23 protein-coding genes and 1 pseudogene are annotated in these 21,806 nt (G+C 62.5%); 3 read left to right on the top strand and 21 right to left on the bottom strand.

The annotated features are described in order from the left end of the window. Positions 1-173: 173 nt before the first annotated feature. The 12 genes from gspD to Q8M42_RS03320 form a co-directional block, all read right to left on the bottom strand. Entirely contained in the window at positions 174-2,417 is a 2,244-nt protein-coding gene (gene gspD, locus Q8M42_RS03375; RefSeq protein WP_304870423.1) for a type II secretion system secretin GspD, read from the bottom strand. A gap of 302 nt (positions 2,418-2,719) precedes the next feature. Next, positions 2,720-3,043 (bottom strand): DUF3392 domain-containing protein, encoded by a 324-nt coding sequence (locus Q8M42_RS03370; protein ID WP_275960375.1) that lies wholly within the window; start codon positions 3,041-3,043, stop codon positions 2,720-2,722. A gap of 30 nt (positions 3,044-3,073) precedes the next feature. Then, entirely contained in the window at positions 3,074-4,234 is a 1,161-nt protein-coding gene (gene hemW, locus Q8M42_RS03365) for a radical SAM family heme chaperone HemW (RefSeq protein WP_304870161.1), read from the bottom strand. Further along, positions 4,231-4,827, bottom strand: a complete 597-nt coding sequence (gene rdgB, locus Q8M42_RS03360) for an RdgB/HAM1 family non-canonical purine NTP pyrophosphatase (protein ID WP_304870159.1) — start codon at positions 4,825-4,827, stop codon at positions 4,231-4,233. The genes hemW and rdgB overlap by 4 nt, the downstream gene beginning before the upstream one ends. Next, the gene (locus Q8M42_RS03355) at positions 4,824-5,243 is read right to left on the bottom strand and encodes a DUF4426 domain-containing protein (RefSeq protein ID WP_304870157.1); all 420 of its coding nucleotides are present in this window, start codon (positions 5,241-5,243) and stop codon (positions 4,824-4,826) included. Before Q8M42_RS03355 ends, rdgB begins: the two co-directional genes overlap by 4 nt. A 40-nt stretch (positions 5,244-5,283) precedes the next feature. Continuing rightward, positions 5,284-5,904 carry a methionine biosynthesis protein MetW gene (gene metW / locus Q8M42_RS03350; protein WP_304870155.1) on the bottom strand — a complete coding sequence of 207 codons (621 nt, stop codon included), beginning with the start codon at positions 5,902-5,904 and terminating at the stop codon, positions 5,284-5,286. A 2-nt stretch (positions 5,905-5,906) separates the two neighbouring features. After that, positions 5,907-7,046, bottom strand: a complete 1,140-nt coding sequence (locus Q8M42_RS03345; RefSeq protein WP_304870153.1) for a homoserine O-acetyltransferase — start codon at positions 7,044-7,046, stop codon at positions 5,907-5,909. Between the two features lie 95 nt (positions 7,047-7,141). Next, on the bottom strand, positions 7,142-9,124 hold the full coding sequence (locus tag Q8M42_RS03340; protein ID WP_304870151.1) for a dynamin-like GTPase family protein: 1,983 nt from the start codon (positions 9,122-9,124) through the stop codon (positions 7,142-7,144). Positions 9,125-9,361: 237 nt separating this feature from the next. After that, a complete protein-coding gene (locus Q8M42_RS03335) occupies positions 9,362-9,658 on the bottom strand; it encodes a DUF167 domain-containing protein (RefSeq protein WP_304870149.1) in 297 nt (98 codons plus the stop codon). Between the two features lie 13 nt (positions 9,659-9,671). Further along, positions 9,672-10,262, bottom strand: a complete 591-nt coding sequence (locus Q8M42_RS03330) for a YggT family protein (RefSeq protein WP_304870147.1) — start codon at positions 10,260-10,262, stop codon at positions 9,672-9,674. 9 nt (positions 10,263-10,271) lie between these two features. Next, positions 10,272-11,090 carry a pyrroline-5-carboxylate reductase gene (gene proC / locus Q8M42_RS03325; protein WP_304870145.1) on the bottom strand — a complete coding sequence of 273 codons (819 nt, stop codon included), beginning with the start codon at positions 11,088-11,090 and terminating at the stop codon, positions 10,272-10,274. A 36-nt stretch (positions 11,091-11,126) separates the two neighbouring features. Next, positions 11,127-11,813, bottom strand: a complete 687-nt coding sequence (locus tag Q8M42_RS03320; protein ID WP_304870143.1) for a YggS family pyridoxal phosphate-dependent enzyme — start codon at positions 11,811-11,813, stop codon at positions 11,127-11,129. A 63-nt stretch (positions 11,814-11,876) separates the two neighbouring features. Between Q8M42_RS03320 and Q8M42_RS03315 the strand changes: the two genes are divergently transcribed. Together Q8M42_RS03315 and Q8M42_RS03310 are read left to right on the top strand one after the other, a co-directional pair. Continuing rightward, on the top strand, positions 11,877-12,911 hold the full coding sequence (locus tag Q8M42_RS03315; RefSeq protein WP_090250115.1) for a type IV pilus twitching motility protein PilT: 1,035 nt from the start codon (positions 11,877-11,879) through the stop codon (positions 12,909-12,911). A 118-nt stretch (positions 12,912-13,029) separates the two neighbouring features. Then, the gene (locus Q8M42_RS03310; protein WP_304870139.1) at positions 13,030-14,175 is read left to right on the top strand and encodes a PilT/PilU family type 4a pilus ATPase; all 1,146 of its coding nucleotides are present in this window, start codon (positions 13,030-13,032) and stop codon (positions 14,173-14,175) included. Here the strand turns inward: Q8M42_RS03310 and Q8M42_RS03305 are convergent. Then, positions 14,141-15,019, bottom strand: a complete 879-nt coding sequence (locus tag Q8M42_RS03305; RefSeq protein ID WP_304870138.1) for a TIGR03915 family putative DNA repair protein — start codon at positions 15,017-15,019, stop codon at positions 14,141-14,143. The genes Q8M42_RS03310 and Q8M42_RS03305 overlap by 35 nt on opposite strands. Continuing rightward, positions 15,019-16,230, bottom strand: a complete 1,212-nt coding sequence (locus Q8M42_RS03300) for a putative DNA modification/repair radical SAM protein (protein WP_304870136.1) — start codon at positions 16,228-16,230, stop codon at positions 15,019-15,021. Before Q8M42_RS03300 ends, Q8M42_RS03305 begins: the two co-directional genes overlap by 1 nt. A gap of 155 nt (positions 16,231-16,385) precedes the next feature. Between Q8M42_RS03300 and Q8M42_RS03295 the strand changes: the two genes are divergently transcribed. Further along, positions 16,386-16,784 (top strand): TM2 domain-containing protein, encoded by a 399-nt coding sequence (locus tag Q8M42_RS03295; RefSeq protein ID WP_304870134.1) that lies wholly within the window; start codon positions 16,386-16,388, stop codon positions 16,782-16,784. A gap of 54 nt (positions 16,785-16,838) precedes the next feature. On the opposite strand, the gene Q8M42_RS03290 is transcribed toward Q8M42_RS03295, so the two are convergent. From Q8M42_RS03290 to Q8M42_RS03260, 7 genes and pseudogenes are all read right to left on the bottom strand, one after another. Continuing rightward, a complete protein-coding gene (locus Q8M42_RS03290) occupies positions 16,839-18,110 on the bottom strand; it encodes a dihydroorotase (protein WP_304870132.1) in 1,272 nt (423 codons plus the stop codon). Then, positions 18,110-19,120 (bottom strand): aspartate carbamoyltransferase catalytic subunit, encoded by a 1,011-nt coding sequence (locus tag Q8M42_RS03285; protein WP_304870130.1) that lies wholly within the window; start codon positions 19,118-19,120, stop codon positions 18,110-18,112. The genes Q8M42_RS03290 and Q8M42_RS03285 overlap by 1 nt, the downstream gene beginning before the upstream one ends. Positions 19,121-19,130: 10 nt before the next feature. After that, the gene (pyrR, locus tag Q8M42_RS03280; RefSeq protein ID WP_304870128.1) at positions 19,131-19,637 is read right to left on the bottom strand and encodes a bifunctional pyr operon transcriptional regulator/uracil phosphoribosyltransferase PyrR; all 507 of its coding nucleotides are present in this window, start codon (positions 19,635-19,637) and stop codon (positions 19,131-19,133) included. Between the two features lie 31 nt (positions 19,638-19,668). Continuing rightward, the gene (ruvX, locus tag Q8M42_RS03275; RefSeq protein WP_170048555.1) at positions 19,669-20,112 is read right to left on the bottom strand and encodes a Holliday junction resolvase RuvX; all 444 of its coding nucleotides are present in this window, start codon (positions 20,110-20,112) and stop codon (positions 19,669-19,671) included. Continuing rightward, positions 20,112-20,681: a YqgE/AlgH family protein gene (locus Q8M42_RS03270; protein ID WP_304870421.1), complete on the bottom strand. Its 570-nt coding sequence runs from the start codon at positions 20,679-20,681 to the stop codon at positions 20,112-20,114. The genes ruvX and Q8M42_RS03270 overlap by 1 nt, the downstream gene beginning before the upstream one ends. Before the next feature lie 50 nt (positions 20,682-20,731). Further along, positions 20,732-21,628 carry an energy transducer TonB gene (locus Q8M42_RS03265; protein ID WP_304870125.1) on the bottom strand — a complete coding sequence of 299 codons (897 nt, stop codon included), beginning with the start codon at positions 21,626-21,628 and terminating at the stop codon, positions 20,732-20,734. 56 nt (positions 21,629-21,684) lie between these two features. Then, positions 21,685-21,806, bottom strand: a pseudogene (locus Q8M42_RS03260) (glutathione synthase); the annotation flags it as partial.

Below are 21,806 nucleotides of genomic sequence, written 5' to 3'. Positions count from 1 at the left end.
CCTTTACGGTTATTCGCTATGCAGTTCACAGGCAGAGGCTATGGGCAGGGCGAGCTTGTTTAATTTGGACGCTGGTCTCATATCCAGGGTGTGCCACGTCTCGCTCGGAATGGGGCACAGTTCCACGCCGTTCGGCTTTGGCGTTGCGGCGTGGTGCTGCAACGCCTCTTTGCTCACTCGGGCAGGGCGCTGGCGCCGCGTTTGGGCAGCTGCTCGGGCAGGGCGGCCAGGGCTTTGAGCGCAGTCTCGCGGTTCGGGTAGCTGCCATAGAGCACGACGTAGCGGGTTTCCCCGTCCTGCTCGCGCTCGGCCAGGCGCAGCGGCTGTTTGGGGTGACGCTCAAGCAGGGCCTGCATAAATTCGCGGTTACTGCCTTCGACCAACTGGATGGTGTGGCGGCGTGCGACAACCTTGGGTTGGCTTTCGCCGCCACGGCCATCACCGAGGGTGCTGGGGTCTACAGGTTTGGGGGTCTCGATCAGGCTCTTGCTCGGTTTTGCCGGGATGGCTTTGGCCGGCTGGCGCAGGTCGGTCGCAGGCGCCTCAATGCCCTGGTCGAACAAAGCGTGGACCTGTTGCGGCAGTTGGTCGTAACCGTTGGCCTGGCCGAGCAGGCGCAGGTCGCGGTATTTGCCCAGGCTCAGGTTGGCCAGGCCGACACCGTCGCGCGCCACGGTCGGGCGCAGAAATACCATCAGGTTGCGCTTCTGCCGAGCTTCGCGGGTTGAGCGGAACAGCCGACCGACTCCGGGTATATCGCCGAGCAGTGGCACCTTGCTCTCGCTGCTGGTGATGTCGTCCTGAATCAGACCACCGAGCACGATCACCTGGCCGTCATCGGCCAGCACAGTGCTCTTGATCGAGCGCTTGTTGGTGACCAGATCCACCGCCTGGGCATTCAGCCCGGTGCTCGGGGCGATGGAGGAGATTTCCTGTTCGATCACCAGGCGCAGGGTGGCGCCCTCATTGATATGCGGGGTGACCTTGAGGGTCACGCCGATATCCTTGCGCTCGATGGTGGTGAAGGGGTTGCTCGAGCCAGCCGCGTCGGTGGTGTAGGAGCCTGTCTGGAACGGCACGTTCTGCCCGACCAGAATCTCGGCGGCCTGATTGTCCAGCGTCAGCAGGGTGGGGGTGGAAAGCAGGTTGCTTTTGCCGGTCGAGGACAGCGCAGTGATCAGTGCGCCAAAGTTGTCGTTGCCGACGCCGAAAATCGCCCCATTGGGCAGTGCCTTGGCCAGCTCGCCGGGTTCTTTGCTGGCGATGGCGCCAAGCAGGGTGCCGACCGACAGCCCGGCATTGCTGAAATTGACGCCGCCCAGGCCACCACCGCTGCGGCCATCGATGGCCCATTGCACGCCGAGGGCGTCATTGATGTCGCCGGACATCTCGACGATGGCCGCCTCCACCAGCACCTGGGCGCGGGGTATATCCAGCTGGCGCACCAGGTCCTCGAACATATTCACGATATCGGCTTCGGCCATGATGACGATGGCGTTGAGGCTCTCGTCGGCGCGGATCATCAGCTTCAGCGGTGCGGCGTTTTCACTGCCTTGGCTCTGGCTCAGGTTGTCGCCGAAGTCGCCGAGGGTCTTCGCCATCTCCTTGGCATCACCATGGCGTAGGCGGATAACCCGGGTGTTGGTCGAGCGTGAGCTGGGCGTGTCGAGGCTCTGCGCTAGTTTTAACAGGCGCGCGCGGGCGTCGCTGGGTCCGAGCAGCAGCAGGCGGTTGGCGCGGGTGTCGGCGATCACCTGGGCGCCGCTGGCCTGGGCATTTTTCAGTGAGCTGTTGATCACTGCCGCCAGCTCATGGACCCAGGCATGGCGCAGGTCATAGACACTGAAATCGTCCTGATTCTGGCTGTCGAGCTGGCGGATGATTGCGTCGATGCGCTCGATATTGGCAGGGGTGTCGCTGATGATCAGGCTGTTGGAGGAAGGCACGGCGGCCAGGTGACCGTAGTTGGCTACCAGCGGGCGGATCAGCGGCAGCAGGTCGTTGGCGGCGCCGTGTTGTACCTGCAGTACACGCGTTTCCAGATTGCCGTTGCTGCCTGCGGTGGTCTTGGCATCGCTGCTGGGGATGATGCTTAACTGATTGCCCTGCGGCATTACGGCAAAACCATGGGTGCTCATTACCGAGAGGAACAGCTTGTAAACCTCGGCGATATTCATCGGCTGCTGGGCAATCACCGTGACCTGACCTTTTACCCGTGGGTCGATGATAAAGGTCTGCCCACTGATGCTGGAAATCTGCTCGATAAAGTCGCGAATTTCCGCGCTCTGCATATTGATCGTCCAGCTGTCCTCGTCCTGCGCCGGCATCTCGACCTGTGCAGTGGCCTGGCCGGCAGCGCCGAGCAGCAGCGCGGTGTGCAGAAGGAGCAGGCGGAGTAAAGGGCGCAGGGCAGGCATGGTCATGGCAAGGGCATCGGTATGTGTGGCCGTAATGCACTGCCGCACCTGGCGTAAGGCCGGGCAAGGAAAGGCTGGAGGCGCTGTTTGAGTGGGAGAAAACGGCTGCAACCAGCACTGCGAGCAGTGTTGGGGGCGCAAGGCTAATGAAAAAAAATGCGGAGTGTTAAAGCATGATGGCGATCTGCGATGATCGTCACAGTCAGCCGGCAATTTGTTGCCAGGGCGTGATGGGCGTCAGTTGGCGGTTGCGCCTGTAGCCGGGAGCCCGTGGCCGGGCTGTCGATCAGTGGGCGCGCAGCTTAGCTGCGGTCGGCGAGGATACCGATGATAAAGAACACCAGAATCAGCACCGGGGCCAGGGTGAAGTTGTTGAAGAAGCCCAGGCCCTTGGCCAGGTACGGCGTGGCGAAGACGATCAGCAGGCCGTAGCCGACCGCGCAGAGCAGCACGAAGATCAGCGTGCGCAAGATGAAATTCATGCTGCTGGTATTGCGCTGCACCCAGGCATTGACCCCAGGCCCGAACAGCACCAACAGCGTCGCGATAATTGCCAGGGAGATGTCGTAGAGGTGGCTGCGGCTCCAGCGCGACAGGGTGACGATCAGGTCGAGTAGCAGGTCCATCAGGTTTCCTTAGCCGGGTGGGCGCATGCGTCAGGGTAGAAAGTGTTGCAGCAGATCATTGAGAAACAGCTGGCCTTCGCGGGTGGCGCTCAGGCGTGTCGGGTCGCTGTGCAGCAGGCCGCGTTGCTCGGCTTCGGCGCGCGCCGCCGCGAGCTGGCTGAGCGGCAGACCGGTGCGCTGAGTGAACAGCTCGCTGGCGACGCCGTCCGTGAGGCGCAGCACATTCATCAGAAATTCAAAGGGCAATTCATCGGCGCTAAGGGCGCGCTCGCCAGCGTTGAAGCGCTTGCTGCGGTCCAGGTAGTCCTTGGGCAGGCGGGTTTTCCAGCTGCGGCTGATGCGCCCGTCCGGCGCACTGAGCTTGGCGTGGGCGCCGGCGCCGATGCCGAGAAAATCGCCAAAGGTCCAGTAATTCAGGTTATGCCGCGCCGCCTTGCCGGCCTGGGCGTAGGCCGAGACTTCGTACTGCGCGTAGCCTTCGGCGGCCAGCAGGGCCTGCCCGGCTTCCTGAATGTCCCAGAGAATATCGTCCTCGGGCATCACCGGTGGCTGGTTCCAGAACACCGTGTTCGGCTCCACCGTCAGCTGATACCAGGACAGGTGCGTCGGCCCTTGGGCGATGGCGGTGCGCAGGTCGCTCAGGGCGTCCTCGATGGACTGATCCGGCAGGCCGTGCATTAGATCCAGGTTGAAATTATCGAAGCCGGCGGCGCGCGCCATATCGGCTGCGTGCACGGCTTCATCGCCGTCGTGGATTCGCCCCAGGGCGATCAGTTTGGGCGCCTGGAAACTCTGCACGCCAATCGACAGGCGATTGATGCCCAGGCGGCGGTAGTCCTTGAACTTGGCCTGTTCGAAGGTGCCGGGGTTGGCTTCCAGGGTGATCTCGATATCGGCGGCAAACGCCACACGCCGCTCCACGCGCTCAAGCAGATGGCCGAGGGCCTTGGCCGAAAACAGGCTGGGGGTGCCGCCGCCAAAGAAAATCGAACTCAGCGGGCGGCCATGCACCTGCGCCAGGTCAGCATCCAGATCCGCCAGCAGGGCGTCGACGTATTCTTCTTCCGGCAACGTTGGCCCGGCGGCGTGGGAGTTGAAGTCACAATACGGGCACTTCTTCACGCACCAGGGGATGTGCACATAGAGTGCAAGTGGCGGTAGCGCGAAGCCGCTGCCGAACGCCGTGGTCATGCCAGGCCCAGCCGTTGTTTCAACAGGGCCATGGCGCGGGCACGGTGGCTGATCTGGTTTTTCTCAGCAGCCGGCAGCTCCGCGCTGGAGCACTCGCGCTCGGGCACCCAGAACAGCGGGTCATAGCCAAAGCCCTCCACGCCTTGCGCGGCGTGCAGGATGCGCCCGTGCCAGAGGCCTTCGCAGATAATTGGCAGCGGATCGTCGGCATGCCGCACCAAGGCCAGGCAGCAGACGAACTGCGCACCGCGCTCGGCATCTGCAACATTTTTTAGCGCGTCGAGCAACTTGGCGTTGTTCGCCGCATCACCCTGACCATCGGCGTAGCGCGCCGAGTAGATACCCGGCGCCCCGCCGAGAAAATCCACCGCCAGGCCTGAGTCGTCGGCCAGTGCCGGCAAGCCGGATAGGCGTGCGGCGTTGCGCGCCTTGAGAATGGCGTTTTCGATAAACGACAGCCCGGTTTCTTCCGGCTCGACCATGGAGAACTCACCGACCGAGCGTACGCGTACGCTGCTGCCAAGCATGGCCTGCAGCTCCTTGAGTTTGCCGGCGTTATGACTGGCGAGTACAAGCTCGTTGAAGTGGATCATTCGTCTGGGAAGAATTCCTGGTTGAAGTCGAAACTGTGCGCCACGCCATCGGCTGCGCGCACATTGATGGTGAACCGCAGCATCTCGCGCTGGCTGAAGTTGAATTGCGCCAGGTAATAAATGGCGGCGCCCTCGTTAACCTGCTTGAAGGTCAGCGGCTGGCTGCGGCCGACCAGGTCTCTCACTTCACCGCTGACGCTGGCGCTGCTGGCGGTGCCGGCCTTGAGCACGGAAATGTTCACCACGCCCTGGGTCTTGCTGCGCACCAGGCCGTTGGCGGCGGCGATATTCGGCTGCAGAAAACCGGAGTTGAAGGCGATGTAGTGCACGTCGAGATCGCCAAAGGTCTGCTTGCGTTCAGCCAGCGCCGGCAGGCTCAGGCACAGGGCGATAAACAGTAGTGCTATGCGACGCATAAGGGTTCTCCAGATAGACGGCGGCTTGTGACAACGCCGCTCAATTGGCGATTTGAACATCCTGGGCAGTCGGCCCGCTGATCCGGTAAATGCCGATCTCACCTAACAGATTAGGCCAGATCCGGCTGGCCCAGCCGTGCCGGTGGTCGCGGTCCACGGCCAGGCGATCCATGACTTTGGCGCCCTGGTCGTGGCACAGGTTTTCAAAGTCGGTGAAGGTGCAGAAGTGGATGTTTGGCGTGTTGAACCAGGTGTAGGGCAGAAAGTCCGACACCGGCATGCGGCCCTTGGTGGTGAGGTACCAGCGGCAGTGCCAGTGGCCGAAGTTGGGGAAGGTGATGATGCAGGTCTTGCCGACGCGCAGCATCTCCGCCAGCACCTTATCCGGGTAATGCAGGGCCTGCAGCGACTGGGTCATGACCACCACGTCGAAGCTGTTACTGGCGAAGTTGCCCAGGCCTTTGTCGAGGTTCTGCTCGATCACATTGACGCCCTTGCTCACGCACTGGGCGATGTTGTCCGCATCGATTTCCAGGCCGTAGCCGCTGACCTGCTTGTGTTCGGCCAGCCAGGCGAGCAATTCGCCATTGCCGCAACCCAGGTCGAGCACGCGGCTGCCAGCGGGAATCCACTCTTGGATGATTTCGAGGTCCGCGCGCATGGCTACACCTTAATCCGTTTCATATAGCTGTCGAATGCCTGCAGGTAGCGCGGGATCGGCATGAGGAAGGCGTCGTGGCCTTGGGGCGCATCGATTTCCAGGTAGCAGACGTTTTTCCGCGCAGCGGTCAGCGCATCGACGATTTCCCGCGAGCGCGCCGGCGAGAAACGCCAGTCGGTGGTGAAGGAGATCACGCAGAAGTCCGCTGTGACGTGAGCCAGGGTCTTGGCCAAGTCATCATCGAAGGCGGCTGCCGGGTCGAAGTAGTCCAGCGCCTTGGTCATCAGCAAGTAGGTGTTGGCATCGAAGCGCCCGGAGAACTCCTCGCCCTGGTAGCGCAAGTAGCTTTCCACCTGGAACTCGACGCTGTGGAAGTCGTAGTTGAGCTTTTCGCTCTTCAGGCCGCGGCCGAATTTCTCGCCCATGGCGTCATCCGACAGGTAGGTGATGTGGCCGACCATGCGCGCCAGCATCAGCCCGCGTTTGGGGATTACGCCCTGTTCCTGGAAGTGCCCGCCATGGAATTGCGGATCGGTGAGGATCGCCTGGCGCGCCACTTCGTTGAAGGCGATGTTCTGCGCCGACAACTTGGGTGCCGAGGCAATCGCCAGGCAGTGACGCACGCGCTCGGGATAGCTGATGGTCCATTGCATGGCCTGCATGCCGCCCAGGCTACCGCCGATCACTGCGGCCCACTGGCGGATGCCGAGGTTGTCGGCCAGGCGCGCCTGGCTGTGCACCCAATCCTCCACGGTCATTACCGGGAAGTCCGCGCCGAAGGGTTTGCCAGTGGCCGGATTGAGGCTGCTGGGGCCGGTGGAACCGTTGCAGCCGCCAAGGTTATTGAGGCTGACGACGAAGAACTTGTTGGTGTCGATGGGTTTACCAGGGCCGATGCAGCTGTCCCACCAGCCCGGCTTACGGTCTTCTGCACTGTGATAACCGGCAGCATGATGGTGGCCGGACAGCGCGTGGCAAATCAGCACGGCGTTGTTTGCCGTGGCATTCAGCTCGCCATAGGTTTCGAAGATCAGTTGGTAGTCGGCCAGGCTGCGCCCGCAGGCCAGCGCCAGAGGGTCTGCAAAGTGCAGCACCTGCGGAGTTACCAGGCCAACAGAGTCTTGGGGAAAGGCAGTCGACATCGACCCTGCTCGCAATAAAGGAAGAGCCGCAGTCTAAAGAGCGCCGCCCCAGGCGGCAAGCGCATGGGGCGGCTGGGTAGTGCTGATGAGAAGGGCTATTCGCCGATGCTATGCGGGCGTGCGGCCCCTGGCAGGTTGACCACCTTGCCTTGACGTTGCACGGGGGCTGGGCGACGCAGGATGCGCAGGATGTCGTTGGCTTGCGCCAGTTGCTGCTCCAGCTCGCCGCTGTAACGCGCCAGTTGTTGGCCGCGCTGGCGTGCCTGCTGGGTTTCCTGAGCCAGGGCCTTGAGCCGCAGCATGTGGGTTTCCAGCAGCTGTTTGTGTTCCAGGGTGTGCTGCATCAGCGGCATCAGCGCATCGCTGGCCCACTGCTCGGCTTCCTGGCGCATGCGCTGGTGCAGGCCGATGACTTCCTGCACCAGGGTGGCGAAGAAACGTTTGGTCAGGCTGCGCTGTTCGGTCAGCAGGGTTTTCAGCTGCAGGCGGAACTGGTCGGCCTTGGTCTGTTGCTGCTTGAGCTCACGCAGGTAGCGGTTGACGTTGAACTGCGGCGCGTCGACGCCGTGCAGCGGGTTCTCTTCGTTGTGCCGACGGTAGATGGCCGCAACCATCTTGTTGGCCATCTCGGCTTCCTGCGCCAGGTTGTGCAGGTCCTGCTCAACACTGCGGAAGAAATGCAGGATGGCCTGGTTAATACCCAGGGTGGTCCAGCTGCCGGTGAGGTTCTTGCGCACCTTGTTCAGGTGTTCGTCCAGGCGTTCACTGCGCGAGGCGTGACGCAGCAAATCGCCCTGACGCTTGAGCAGGCGCTGGTTGGTTTTCAGGCCAAGCAGGCGCTTGTGGTGCTGGCTGTGGTCTTCCTTGGTCTTGGCGGTCAGCTCGAACAGCATCTGGCCGTTGTCGTGCTGATGGTTGCTCAGCAGCGCCTGCTGTTCGTTGACCTTTTCCAGGCGCAGGTTGAGCACGTGCTGACTGTTCTGCAGCAGGGCGAGCACCTGATTGACCACGCGGTCTTCGAGCAGGCGTTCCTTCTGCGCGATGATGCGCTCGCAGAGCAGGTTTTCCAGGTTGCTCATCTGGCTGCGGGCCAGCAGTTCCGGATCTTTGCGTACCTTGGCCAGCATCGCTTGCTTGGCCGACAGCGGCAGTACGTCCTCCACGCGGATACCGAGCTGGCGCGCGGTGCTGGTCTGGATCTGGCGGATGGCGTTCTGCACAAAGGCTTCGCCGGCCAGGTCATCCCAGAGCACGTCGATCTTGTTCAGCACGGCGAACAGGCTGGTCTGGGTGTCTTCGTCGAGCTGGCGGATATGTTGTTGCCACACGGCCATGTCGCTGGCGGTCACGCCGGTGTCGGCGGACAGCAGGAAGATGATCGCCTGGGCGCTGGGCAGCATCGACAGGGTCAGCTCCGGCTCGCTGCCCAGGGCGTTCAGGCCCGGGGTGTCGAGAATGCGCAGGCCCTGGCGCAGCAGCGGGTGATCGAAGTTGACCATGGCATGGCGCCAGGCCGGCACCAGTACTTCGCCGGGTTTATTGGTGCTTTCCAGCATGTCCGGGTGGAAGCCCAGGGCAATCGCCTGCTCCACCGGCATGGGTTTGGTCCGCGCAACCTGGACAAAGGCCTGAACCATGTTGTCCGGGTCGCTGAGGTCCAGTGGGATATTGACCCAGTGCCGTGGAATACGTTTGAACTGCGCCACGCTGGCTTCGGACACGCGGGTCTCGATCGGCAGCAGGCGGATATAGGAGCGCTCCGAGCGTGGGTCGAAGAACAGCTCGGTAGGGCACATGGTGGTGCGCCCAGCCTGGGACGGCAGCATGCGCTGGCCGTAGGAGGAGAAGAACAGGCTGTTGATCAGCTCGGTCTTGCCGCGCGAGAACTCGCCGACAAAGGCCAGGGTGATGTGGTCCGTGCGCAACAGTTTCAGTGCGCGCTCAAGCTTGGCTTCCACGGCCTCGGAGTTCAACCGATTGGTCACCAGCCAACTGCGATAGCGGGTGATTTCGCGCATCAGCTCGCGCTTCCAGGTGACGTAAGCATCGACCTGCTGACTGAGACGTTCCATGCTCATCCTGGGCTTTCCTCCGGTTGGCGCATCCATTGTGGGGCGACTGGGGCTATACGGCACCCAGGTTAAGTCGGGCACACATTGAACGATGCTGCGCAGCTGGCTGACGCAGCAGATAACGCTTTAAAGCCTGTGGAATTACGCCAGATCCACGACGTTCGTGGATTGACCTGCTTGGCATTATGCGGGTCGCAGCTATGGCGTCAATTGCATGTCGTCGCACGCCCGCCTTATGGTCGGTCAGGGTGACCGAGCGGTCAGGGCGGCTTCATCTGGCAGGCGCTGCGGTTGTTTGATGCGTACGCGCTTTTGCCGGCTTTGCTGACCGCTTTCCAGGCTGACCTGGCTTTTGCTCACGGCAAATGCGCTGGCGAGAAAGGCCAGCAGCTGGGCGTTGGCTTTGCCCTCCACGGGCGGCGCGGTGAGGCGGATTTTCAGCCGATCACCGTGCAGCCCGGCGAACTCATCCTTGCTCGCCTTGGGCTGCAGGTGGCAGTCGAGGATCAGGTCGGCGCCGTCCCAGCGAAAGTGGCTCATCCGGCGTTCGCGGTCAGATCGCCAGGCTCAGGCCTTTGTACATGCCGGTCATGATCGCCAAGTTGCGGATCACCAGCATGTCGATCAGGTTGAGCAGCAGGAACGCGACGATTGGCGACAGGTCCAGCCCGCCCATGCTCGGCAGAGTGCGGCGGATCGGCGACAGCAGCGGCTCGCAGATCTGGTTGATCAGCATGGCGGTCGGGTTATGGCTGCCCTGGGCGACCCAAGAGAGAATCACGCTGATGATCAGGGCGAAGAAGAACACCTTGAGGAACAGCGCGGTAACGCCAATGATCGACCACACCAGCAGCTGCAGCGGGTTGTCCAGGCCATAGCCGAGCAGCAGCAGGGTTACTGCCATCAGCAGCAGCTGCACCAGAATCGCCAGCACCAGCGAGGCCAGGTCAAGTCCGGCCAGGCTGGGGATGATCTTGCGCAGCGGTTTCAGCAGCGGGTGGGTGGCGCGCACGATAAACTGGCTGACTGGGTTGTAGAAATCTGCCCGCACCAGTTGCAGGATAAAGCGCAGCAGCACGATCAGCAGATACAGGCTGCCAATGGTCTGCAGGATATAAACGGCGGCGGTGTTGAGTCCGATCATTTTCGTTCCTTATTGGCCGAGTTGTTCGGCCAGCTCGGCAGAGCGGTGGGCGGCGGCGTTCAGGGCTTTCTCGACCAAAGCTTCGAAGCCGTTGGCCTGGAAGGTCTTGATCGCCGCTTCGGTGGTACCGGCCGGTGAGGTTACCCGGCGGCGCAGTTCGCTGGCATCGACATCGCTGGCCACGGCCATGCGTGCGGCGCCAAGGGCGGTGTGCAGGGTCAGCTGGGCGGCGGTATCACGCGGCAGGCCGAGTTTCTCGCCAGCAGCGGTCATGGCCTCAATCAGCAGGAAGAAATACGCCGGGCCGCTGCCGGAGACGGCAGTCACGGCATCGATCTGCTCTTCCTTATCCAGCCACAGGGCCAGGCCGACGGCGCTGAGCAGCTGCTCGGCCTGCTGGCGTTGGGCCGGCGAAACCTGAGCATTGCCATACAGGCCGCTGACGCCCTGGCGCAGCAGTGCCGGCGTGTTGGGCATGCAGCGCACAATGGCACGCGGGCCGAGCCAGCTTTCCAGGCTGGCGCAGCTGATGCCGGCGGCAATCGACACCACCAGCTGCTGTTCGCCGATATGCGCGGCGAGGTCCAGACAGACTTCTTTCATCACCTGCGGTTTGACCGACAGCACAATCACGTCCGCAGCCTGAATGGCCTCGGCGTTACTGGCAAAGGTTTCGATGCCATGCTCGGCGCTGATCGTGCTGCGTTGTTCGGCGCCGCGGTCACTGGCGCGAATCGCGCTGGCGTCGATGCCCTGGGCACGCAGGCCGCCGATCAGGCTGGCGGCCATATTGCCAGCACCGATAAAGGCAATGCGGGGAGTGGTCATAACGGGCTTCCTTAATAAGGCTGAAGGCAAACTCAATCAGTTATTGCTGTAGTCGCGCGCGCCGAACAAGGCGGTACCGATGCGTACCCAGGTCGCGCCTTCGGCAATCGCAGCTTCCAGGTCGTGGCTCATGCCCATGGACAAGGTGTCGAGGTCCAGGTTCAAGCCGTGCTGCAGCTCACTCAAGCGGGCGAAGGCGGCGCGTTGCGCGCGGGGGTCATCGGTCGGTTCGGGGATTGTCATCAATCCGCGCAGGCGCAGGTTGGGCAGTTGTGTAACCGCTTGTGCCAGTGCCGGCAGCTCGTCCGGGTTGCAGCCAGACTTGCTGGCCTCGCCGCTGACATTTACCTGCAGGCAGATATTCAATGGCGGTAGATGCGTCGGACGCTGATCAGATAGGCGCTGGGCGATCTTCAGGCGGTCCACCGAATGCACCCAGGCGAAGTGTTCGGCGATGGGCTTGGTTTTGTTCGATTGAATCGGCCCGATAAAGTGCCAGGTCAGCGGCAGGTCGCTCAGTTCGGCCTGCTTTTCCAGGGCTTCCTGCAGGTAGTTCTCGCCAAAATCGCAGGCGCCGGCGGCAAACGCCTGGCGAATCGCCTCGGCGGGTTTGGTTTTGCTCACCGCGAGTAGGCCAACAGACGCACAATCTCGCTGCGAGGCTTGCGCCGCCTCACGGATGCGCACTCCGACCTTTGCAATATTCTCTGCTATCGTGGACATTACTTGCGCCCGCCGCCTGGGTTTCGCGGCATTCTACCTGCTTGTCTGTCATTAGGGAGTCCCATGGATATCACTGAATTGCTGGCCTTCAGCGCCAAGCAAGGTGCATCGGACCTGCATCTCTCCGCTGGCCTGCCTCCGATGATTCGGGTCGACGGTGATGTTCGCCGGATCAATTTGCCTGCGCTGGACCATAAACAGGTGCACGCACTGATCTACGACATCATGAACGACAAGCAGCGCAAGGATTTCGAGGAATTCCTCGAGACCGACTTCTCCTTTGAAGTCCCCGGCGTGGCGCGTTTCCGGGTCAACGCCTTCAACCAGAACCGTGGCTCTGGTGCGGTATTTCGGACCATTCCGTCGAAAGTGCTGAGCATGGAAGACCTCGGTATGGGCGAGATCTTCCGCAAGATTTCCGATGTACCGCGTGGCCTGGTGCTGGTAACCGGGCCGACCGGTTCGGGCAAGTCGACCACCCTGGCGGCGATGCTCGACTATATAAACAGCAACAAGTACCACCACATCCTCACGGTCGAAGACCCAATCGAATTCGTTCACGAATCGAAAAAGTGCCTGATCAACCAGCGTGAGGTGCATCGCGACACCCTCGGCTTCTCCGAAGCACTGCGTTCGGCGCTGCGGGAAGACCCGGACATCATTCTGGTCGGCGAGATGCGCGACCTGGAAACCATCCGCCTGGCCCTGACCGCCGCAGAAACCGGTCACTTGGTATTCGGCACCCTGCACACCACCTCGGCGGCCAAGACCATCGACCGTGTGGTTGACGTGTTCCCGGCTGAAGAGAAGTCCATGGTCCGCTCCATGCTCTCCGAATCCCTGCAGTCGGTGATCTCGCAGACCCTGCTGAAGAAGATTGGCGGCGGTCGCGTGGCAGCCCACGAAATCATGATCGGCACCCCGGCCATCCGTAACCTGATCCGCGAGGACAAGGTGGCGCAGATGTACTCGGCGATCCAGACCGGTGGCTCGCTGGGCATGCAGACCCTCGACTCCTGCCTGAAGACCCTGGTAACCAAGGGCATCGTCAGTCGCGAAGCGGCGCGCGAGAAAGCCAAAACGCCAGAAAATTTCTAAGCACGTTTGAACTTGAAACGTACCCGGCCGGCAGTCGCTTGTCGGGTTCAGCCCAGCGGCAATTCACGCGTCTGCCGCTGGCCTTGCATAACCGCGTGATGCACATGGGCGAACAACGATGGAATTCGAAAAACTGCTGCGCCTGATGGTGGAAAAGGGCGGCTCCGACCTGTTTATTACCGCTGGCGTACCGCCGTCGATGAAGGTCAACGGCAAGATCATGCCGATCACCAAGACGCCCATGTCGCCGGAGCAGACCCGCGAAACCGTGCATGCGGTGATGAACGAGCAGCAGCGCCGCGACTTTACCGAGAATCACGAATGCAACTTCGCCATCAGCGCCCGTGGCGTTGGTCGTTTCCGCGTCAGCGCCTTCTACCAGCGCAACCTGGCTGGCATGGTGCTGCGCCGTATCGAGACCAATATCCCGACGCTGGACGAGCTGAAGCTGCCGGAAATCCTCAAGAAGCTGGCCCTGACCAAGCGCGGCCTGGTGCTGTTTGTCGGCGCAACCGGTACCGGTAAGTCGACCTCTCTGGCGGCGATGATCGGCTACCGCAACAAGAACAGCAGCGGCCACATCATTTCCATCGAAGACCCGATCGAATACATCCACCAGCACCAGAGCTGCATCGTTACCCAGCGTGAAGTCGGCATCGACACCGAGTCCTTCGAGGTGGCGCTGAAGAACACCCTGCGCCAGGCGCCGGACGTGATTCTGATTGGTGAGGTGCGTACCCGCGAGACCATGGACCACGCCGTGGCCTTCGCCGAAACCGGCCACCTGTGTTTGGCTACGCTGCACGCCAACAACGCCAACCAGGCGCTGGACCGCATCATCAACTTCTTCCCGGCGGACCGGCAGAACCAGGTATGGATGGACCTGTCGCTCAACCTCAAGGCCATCGTCGCCCAGCAGTTGATCCCCACTCCTGATGGCAAGGGCCGCCGCGCGGTGATCGAGGTATTGATCAACACCCCGCTGGCCGCCGACCTGATCCGCAAGGGTGAGGTGCACGAGCTCAAGGCGCTGATGAAGCGCTCCACCGAGCTGGGCATGCAGACCTTCGATCAGGCGCTGTACAACCTCTACAGCCAGGGCGAAATCACCTACGAAGATGCGCTGCTGTACGCGGACTCGGCCAACGACCTGCGCCTGATGATCAAACTCGGTTCGGAAACCGATGGCGACCATCTGAGCAGCATGGCCCAGGGCTTGTCGCTGGAAGTCAGCGAGGAAGATCCGGGTCGGCGTTTCCGCTGACGGCTGGCGGCTGCGCGCGGGTGTGGCGAATGCGTTTGCCGCCCTGGCGCGCAACGGCTTCGGCCTGGCCATCGCGTTGCGCGCCGGCGCGGGCCTGGCTCATCAGGCGTGGAATCAGCGGGCCTTCCGGCAGGTTTTTCCAGAAACGCACCGGCAGGCTGGTTTCCAGGGCGCTACGATTCAGTCGCGCTGGGTTGAAGGTGCTGCCGTAATAGGCCAGCCACAGCGCTTCACCCTCATCCTCGGGCGTTTGCGCCAGGCGTTGCCACTCACTCGGGCAAGGCCGTTGGTAGTGCAGGCGCTGGCCATCCCAATACACGCCGTCATCTGGCGTGGCAATCAACCAGGTACTGCGTCCCAGACGCTCGGCAAAGTGCCCGCTGGCGCTGGCCAGAATGTCGTGGGCCGGTTCGTGCCAGGCCACCAGCTGCGGTCCTTCGGCGGCTTCCGGGCGTGGATGAAAGCGTAGAAAGGCATGCAGGTGGTGGGCTTCACGACGTACCGCTTTCAGCCGTTTATGCAGCTGGCTGCCGTCAATATCGCCCGGCAGCATGGCGGCGCGATCACCCTGGGCGACGCGCCAGAGAATCCGATAGAGCAGGCTCCAGCGATCCTCAATGCGAAAACGTGCAGCGCTCTGCAGCAACTCCAGCAGCTGCTTGGGAATGCGCGGTGCGGGGCTTGTTACGGCGGTGCTGAGGCTTATCGGCGTCTGGTCAAACAGCCCGCCGCTGTCGCCATCGCCCAGCCAGCTGACCTGATGCGGCGGCACGCCTTGCTGCAGCAGGCTTCTGGCTACTTCACGCCAGCCAGCAAAGCTGCCATCGAATTGCGCGTTTTGCATCACCACAGCGCCATCTGTGCGGGCGTTTCGCTGAGCTGTTGGCGTAGCAACAGGGACTCGCGGCTGGCCTGCACGGGGCGGTAATCCTGGGTGACGATAAAGGGCTTGGCCTTTTCCAGGGCGCAGCGCAGGCGCGTCAGATCCTCGAAGCGGATACGTTTCTGCCGGCGCAGGGCGACCAGGCGTTTCGCGCTGAGCACGCCGATGCCGGGTACGCGGGCGATCATCGAGGGTTCGGCGCGGTTTAGATCGACTGGGAAGTGCGCACGGTTATTCAACGCCCAGGCCAGTTTCGGGTCGATATCCAGGGCCAGGTTGCCGGGGCCGCTGAGCAGTTCGCCCACCTCGAAACCGTAGCCGCGCATCAGGAAATCAGCCTGATACAGACGGTGTTCGCGCAGCAAGGGCGGCGCTTCGAACGGCACGGTATTCGGGCTTTGCGGGATTGGACTGAACGCCGAATAGTAGACCCGGCGCAGGCGGTAGTCGCCGTAGAGCGAGGCCGCGGTGTGCAGGATGGTGCTGTCATCGGTGGCGTCGGCGCCGATGATCATCTGCGTGCTTTGCCCTGCCGGGGCGAAACGTGGTGCGCGCTTTTCCGCGCGGGCCTCGCTTTCACCCTGATGGATCGAGTGCATGGCTTGCTTGATGGTGAGCACCTTTTTCTCCGGGGCCAGGCGGATCAGGCTGGCTTCGGTGGGCAGCTCTATATTCACGCTGAGGCGGTCGGCGTAGCGTCCGGCTTCGGCAATCAGCAGTGGGTCGGCGTCGGGGATGGTCTTGAGGTGGATATAGCCGCGAAACTCATGCTCTTCGCGCAGTAATTTGGCCACGCGAATCAGCTGCTCCATGGTGTAGTCGGCCGAGCGGATGATCCCGGAGCTGAGAAACAACCCGCTGATGCAGTTGCGCTTGTAGAAGTCGAGGGTCAGGGTCACCACTTCTTCCGGAGTAAAACGGGCGCGTGGCACGTCACTGGAGCGGCGGTTGACGCAGTACTGGCAGTCATACAGGCAGAAGTTGGTCAGCAGGATCTTCAGCAGCGCCACGCAGCGCCCGTCCGGGGTAAAACTGTGGCAGATGCCCATGCCATTGGTCGAGCCGATTCCACTCTTGCCCTTGGAGCTGCGGTTGGGTGCGCCGCTGCTGGCGCAGGAGGCGTCGTATTTGGCGGCGTCGGCGAGGACGGTGAGTTTTTCGATCAGCTGCATGGTGCTGCCTGCTTAACTGGTTATGCATACAGTATTTAGCAATCCAGTGGAGGCTTCAAGCGCGGCGATGCGGGTGGCTGCGCTGGATTTCCCCAGGCGGCGAACCTTGCGTAGAGTGTGGCGTCAAAGCGTTACCCGCCATCAGGAGCACACCTATGCAGCGACAGGACACGCACAGCAAACTTATCGGCTATCTGCTGTGGATTTTCGGTTTTCTCGGCGCGCACCGTTTCTATTACGGCAAGCCAGTAACCGGAACCATCTGGTTCTTCACCTTCGGCCTGCTGTTTATCGGTTGGATCATCGACCTGTTTCTGATCCCGGCGATGGACCGTGAGGCTGACCTGCGCTTTACCGCCGGTGATACCGATTACAACGTGGCCTGGATTCTGCTGACCTTCCTCGGCATTTTCGGCGTGCACCGCATGTACCAGGGCAAGTGGATCACTGGGATCATCTACCTGTTTACCGGCGGCTTGTTTCTGCTCGGCGTGCTGTATGACTTTTGGACACTAAACACCCAGGTGTCGATCAAGAATGCCCAGCGCGGCTGATTCTCCGGCACACAAAAAATCCCGCCGAGGCGGGGTTTTTTGTGTGTTCAGGTTTTAAGCCTGGTAGCTGACGTGCCCGTCCACCAAGGTGTAACGCACGGCACCTGGCAGGCAGTGGCCAATAAACGGGCAGTTGGCACCTTTTGAATACCAGGTTTCGCCGGCCAGAGTGGACGCTTGTGGATCAAACAGCAGCAGGTCGGCGGGTGCGCCCACGCTCAGTTTGCCAGCTGGCAGGCGCAGCGCCTGCGCCGGGCCGCTGCTCAGGCGAGCGAGCAGGGTGGGCAGGTCGAGCAGGCCGTCCTGCACCAGGCTCATGGCCAGCGGCAGCAACAGTTGCACGCTGCTGATGCCCGGCTCAGTAGCGCCGAAGGGTGCCAGTTTGGCGTCGCGCTCATGCGGCTGGTGGTGACTGGCGATGGCCGAGATCACCCCGCTTTTTACTGCGGCGCGCAGGCCGTCGCGGTCAGCGGCGGTGCGCAGCGGCGGCTGTACGTGGTACAGGCTGGAGAAATCACTCAGCGCTTCATCGGTAAGAATCAGCTGATACAAGGCCACATCGGCGGTGACCGGCAGGCCACGGGCCTGAGCCTCGGCGATCAGCTGGGCGCCACGGGCGCTGGTCAGTTGGCTGAAGTGTGCACGCACGCCGGTCTGTTCGACCAGCAGCAGGTCGCGGGCCAGTGCCACGGTTTCGGCGGTTTCCGGAATGCCCGGCAGGCCGAGGAAGCTGGCGGTGGCGCCTTCATGAGCGAGGCCGCCTTCGGCCAGATCATGGTCCTGAGAGTGGAAGATCACCGTCAGGTCGAAGGTGGCTGCATATTCTAGGGCGCGGCGCAGGGTGCGGTTATTGCGAAAGCTATCCAGGCCGTTGCCGAAAGCCACGCAACCGGCGTCGCGCAGCGCCACCAGCTCGGCCAGCTGCTCGCCTTCGAGGCCTTTGCTCAGCGCGCCAATCGGGAACACCTTGGTGTGCCCGGCTTCGCGAGCGCGGTCGAGAATCAGCTCGGCCACCGCCGGGGTGTCCAGCACGGGTTTGGTAAAGGGCGGGCAGCACAGGCTGGTAACGCCGCCGGCTGCTGCGGCCAGGGTTTCTGTGGCAATGCTGCCTTTGCGGCTATAACCCGGCTCGCGTAGGGCGACGTTAAGGTCGACCAGGCCCGGCGCAGCGACCAGGCCCTGGGCGTTGATGCTCTGTTCGGCGACGAAACTGGCCGGCGCCTGGCCGATGGCGAGAATCTTGCCGCTTTCGATATAGATATCGGCAAGCTTATCGAGGCCGCTGCTGGGGTCGATAACGCGGGCACCGAGGATACGGATGCGCATCAGTTTTGCTCCTCGGCATCTAGATTGATTTGGCGCTGGGCGTTTTGTCCGCTCATGGCCATGGACAGCACGGCCATGCGGATGGCGATGCCGTAGGTGACCTGATTGAGAATCACCGACTGCGGGCCATCGGCCACTGCCGATTCGATCTCCACGCCACGGTTGATCGGGCCCGGGTGCATGACAAGCGCATCTGGCTTGGCCAGCTTCAGGCGTTCTTCAGTCAGGCCGAACAGGCGGTAGAACTCGCCCTCGCTGGGCAGCAGGCCGCCGGTCATGCGCTCACGCTGCAGGCGCAGCATGATCACCACGTCGACGTCCTTGAGGCCTGCAGCCATGTCGCTGTAAACGGTCACGCCGTATTGCTCGATGCCGACCGGCAGCAGGGTTTTCGGCGCGATTACGCGGATATCGGGGCAGCCGAGGGTTTTCAGCGCAAGCATATTCGAGCGGGCCACCCGCGAGTGCAGGATGTCGCCGACGATGGCCACCGAGAGGTTTTCGAAGCTGCCCTTATGCCGGCGGATGGTCAGCATGTCGAGCATGCCCTGGGTCGGGTGGGCGTGACGGCCGTCGCCGCCGTTGATGATCGCCAGGTTGGGGCACACGTGCTCAGCAATAAAGTGCGCGGCACCGGAGTCGGCATGGCGCACCACGAAGATATCGGCGGCCATGGCTTCGAGGTTGCGCAGGGTGTCGAACAGGGTTTCACCCTTGCTGGTCGAGCTGGTCGACACGTTGAGGGTGATCACGTCGGCAGACAGGCGCTGGGCCGCCAGCTCGAAGGTGGTACGGGTACGGGTGGAGTTCTCGAAGAACACGTTGCACACGGTCTTGCCGCGCAGCAGCGGGACTTTCTTCACTGCACGGGCGCCGACTTCGAGGAAGGAGTCGGCGGTGTCGAGGATTTCCGTCAGCAGCTCGCGCGGTAGGCCGTCGAGGGACAGGAAGTGGCGCAGTTGGCCTTGGTCATTCAGCTGCAGCGGGCGCTTGGTGGCTAGGGTCGTCATCTGGCGAGTCTCAGTGGGCAAGCGTCTGGAGTTCGAGGGTCAGCGGCGTGGGGCCGGACAATTTTACCCGCTGGTCGCCGTCCAGCGACAGGGTGGCACCGACCACGTCCGGGCGGATCGGCAGCTCGCGGGCATTCAGGTCGAGCAGGCTGACCAGGGTTACGCTGGCCGGGCGGCCGTAGTCGAACAGCTCATTGAGCGCGGCGCGAATGGTGCGGCCACTCATCAGCACGTCATCGATCAGCACCAGGTGTTGGCCTTCGATCTCGAACGGCAGCTCGGAGGGTTGCACCTGCGGGTGCAGGCCGTTCTGGGTAAAGTCGTCACGGTAGAAGGACACATCGAGGATGCCCAGTGCGTCGTCGCGGCCGAGGGCTTCCATTAGCGCCTGAGCAACCCAGACGCCGCCGGTGCGGATGCCGATAAAGCGCGGTTCGCTGATCTGCCGCTGATTCAGGTGGCGGGTCAGGGCGTCGGCCATTTGCGGTAGCAGTTCGGCCGGGTTGGGTAAGCTCATGGCAACACTCCAGGTACAAACTAAGTGGGCGTCAGCCCAGGCAATTTTCTTCGAGCCAGCCCTGTAACAGCAGGGCGGCGGCCAGGGCGTCGACCGGGCGCTCGCGGTAGCCGCTATTCTGCCCTTGCTGCAGGCGCTGGCCTTTGGCTTCATAGGTGGTCAGGCGTTCGTCGTGGGTGTGCACGGGCAGGTTAAAGCGGCCATTGAGCCGGCGGGCGAATTTCTCGGCGCGGTCGCTCATCTCGCTTTTCGTGCCGTCCATGTTCAATGGCAGACCGACGACGATGGCGTCCGGTTGCCATTCCTTGATCAGCGCTTCGACCTTTTGCCAGTCAGGCACACCGTTTTGTGCCTTGAGGATGCACAGCTCACGAGCCTGGCCGGTGATCACCTGACCGACCGCAACGCCGATCTGTTTGCTGCCGTAATCGAAGCCCAGCAGCAGGCGCAGTGGTTTTGCATTCGCCTCGGCCATCAGGCGTGCCCGGCTTGTGAGGTGAGCAGGCTGAGGTTGACGCCCAGGCGCGCGGCTGCGGCATTCAGGCGCTGGTCGAAAGGCAAGTCGAAGAGGATGGTGTTATCGGCCGGGCAGGTCAGCCAGGCGTTGTCGGCCAGTTCGGCTTCGAGCTGTCCGGCTTCCCAGCCGGCGTAACCGAGGGTGATCAGGTATTTCTCCGGGCCGCTGCCATCGGCAATCGCGAACAGCACGTCCTGGGAGGTCGACAGGCCCAGTTCGCCCAACTCCAGGGTGGCCTGAAACTGCGGGCCGCTGGGATGCAGGACAAAGCCGCGATCGGTTTGCACCGGGCCGCCGGTAAAAATCGGCAGGCTTTGGCACAGCGCGGGCGGCTCGTCATCCGGGCGCAGCTGCTCAAGTACGTCAGCCAGGTTGAGGCCATTGGGCTTGTTGATCACCAGGCCCATGGCGCCGAACGCGTTGTGGTCGATCAGGTAGGTGACGGTCTGCGCGAAATGCGGATCGGCCATGTGCGGCATGGCAATCAGGAAGTGGTGCTTGAGGTAGCTGGGGCTGGCGTCTTTCATGGCACTAGTTTGGAGCTTCAAGCTGCAAGCCTCAAGCGCCTAGTGCAGATTCAGTTGCTCGACAGGCGGTCGCCACGCTCGAAGCGCCAAGTGCGGATGATTTCCAGTCGGTCGATGTCGGCTAGGTCGCCGGTAAAGGGGGCGAACGGTGCAGCCAGGCGCACAATGCGCAGAGCGGCCTGGTCGAGCGTGCGCTGGCCTGAGGACTCCAGCACCTGCACTTCATACAGGGTGCCGTCGCGGTTGATCGACACCAGCAGGCGCAGGCTGCCGTAGATGCCCTGGCGGCGCGCTTCATCCGGGTAGTTGAGGTTACCGACCCGCTCGACTTTCTTGCGCCACTCATCCTTATACCAGGCACCTTTGTCGCGCATGGTCGAGGCGGCGTTGAGGCGGTGGATCTTCGGACGTTTGGCGTATTGCTGGACTTCCTGGGCCAGTTCGGCTTCCAGGCTGGCGATCTCCGACGACAGTTGCGCGCTGTCGAACACCGGCGCTGGTCGCGCTTGTGGCGTGGGTTTGGCTTCTTCGCGCTTGACCGGGGTTTTCTGCTGTTGCGGGGTGTGGGTGGCGACGGCGGCCTTCGGTGCTTGCTGGCGTACGGCCGGTTGTTGCGGCGCGGCGGGCGGGGTAACGCGTTTGACTTCGCTGTCCTGAAACAGCGCCTGCTCGGTGGTTTTCGGCGCGGCCTTGTGCTCCAGGGTGCCACTGCCTTGCTGGTTGTCCTGGGCTAGGAAGTCGGCTTCTTTGGGCTTTTCTTCGCTTTTGAAGGTGGAGAGGGTGATTTCCAGGGTTTTGCTGATTTGGCTCGGCTCGGCCAGGGTAAAGCCCAGGCCGAGGATCAGCGCAGCATGCAGCACAGCGGCGAGGAACAGGGTAAAGCCCAGGCGGTCCGCCGGCTGTACGCCGGCGCTGGAAAGTTCAGGGAGTTGGGCTGCTGCGTTCATCGCGTGTCGGGTCTGCTCAGGTTGCCGCGCAGTCTGCCGAGGGCGCATGGAAAAGTCTATGAAGCACTGCGCGCATTGAGCTTCTCGGCAATCTTGTCCATCAGCTGCTCGCCGATGCGCGTATCGAAGGCGGCATCGATCTCGCGGATGCAGGTCGGGCTGGTGACGTTGATCTCGG

It is taken from the genome of Pseudomonas sp. (assembly GCF_030684895.1).
Classification (GTDB): Bacteria; Pseudomonadota; Gammaproteobacteria; order Pseudomonadales; family Pseudomonadaceae; genus Aquipseudomonas.
This window is presented reverse-complemented; position numbering and strand designations above follow the sequence as displayed.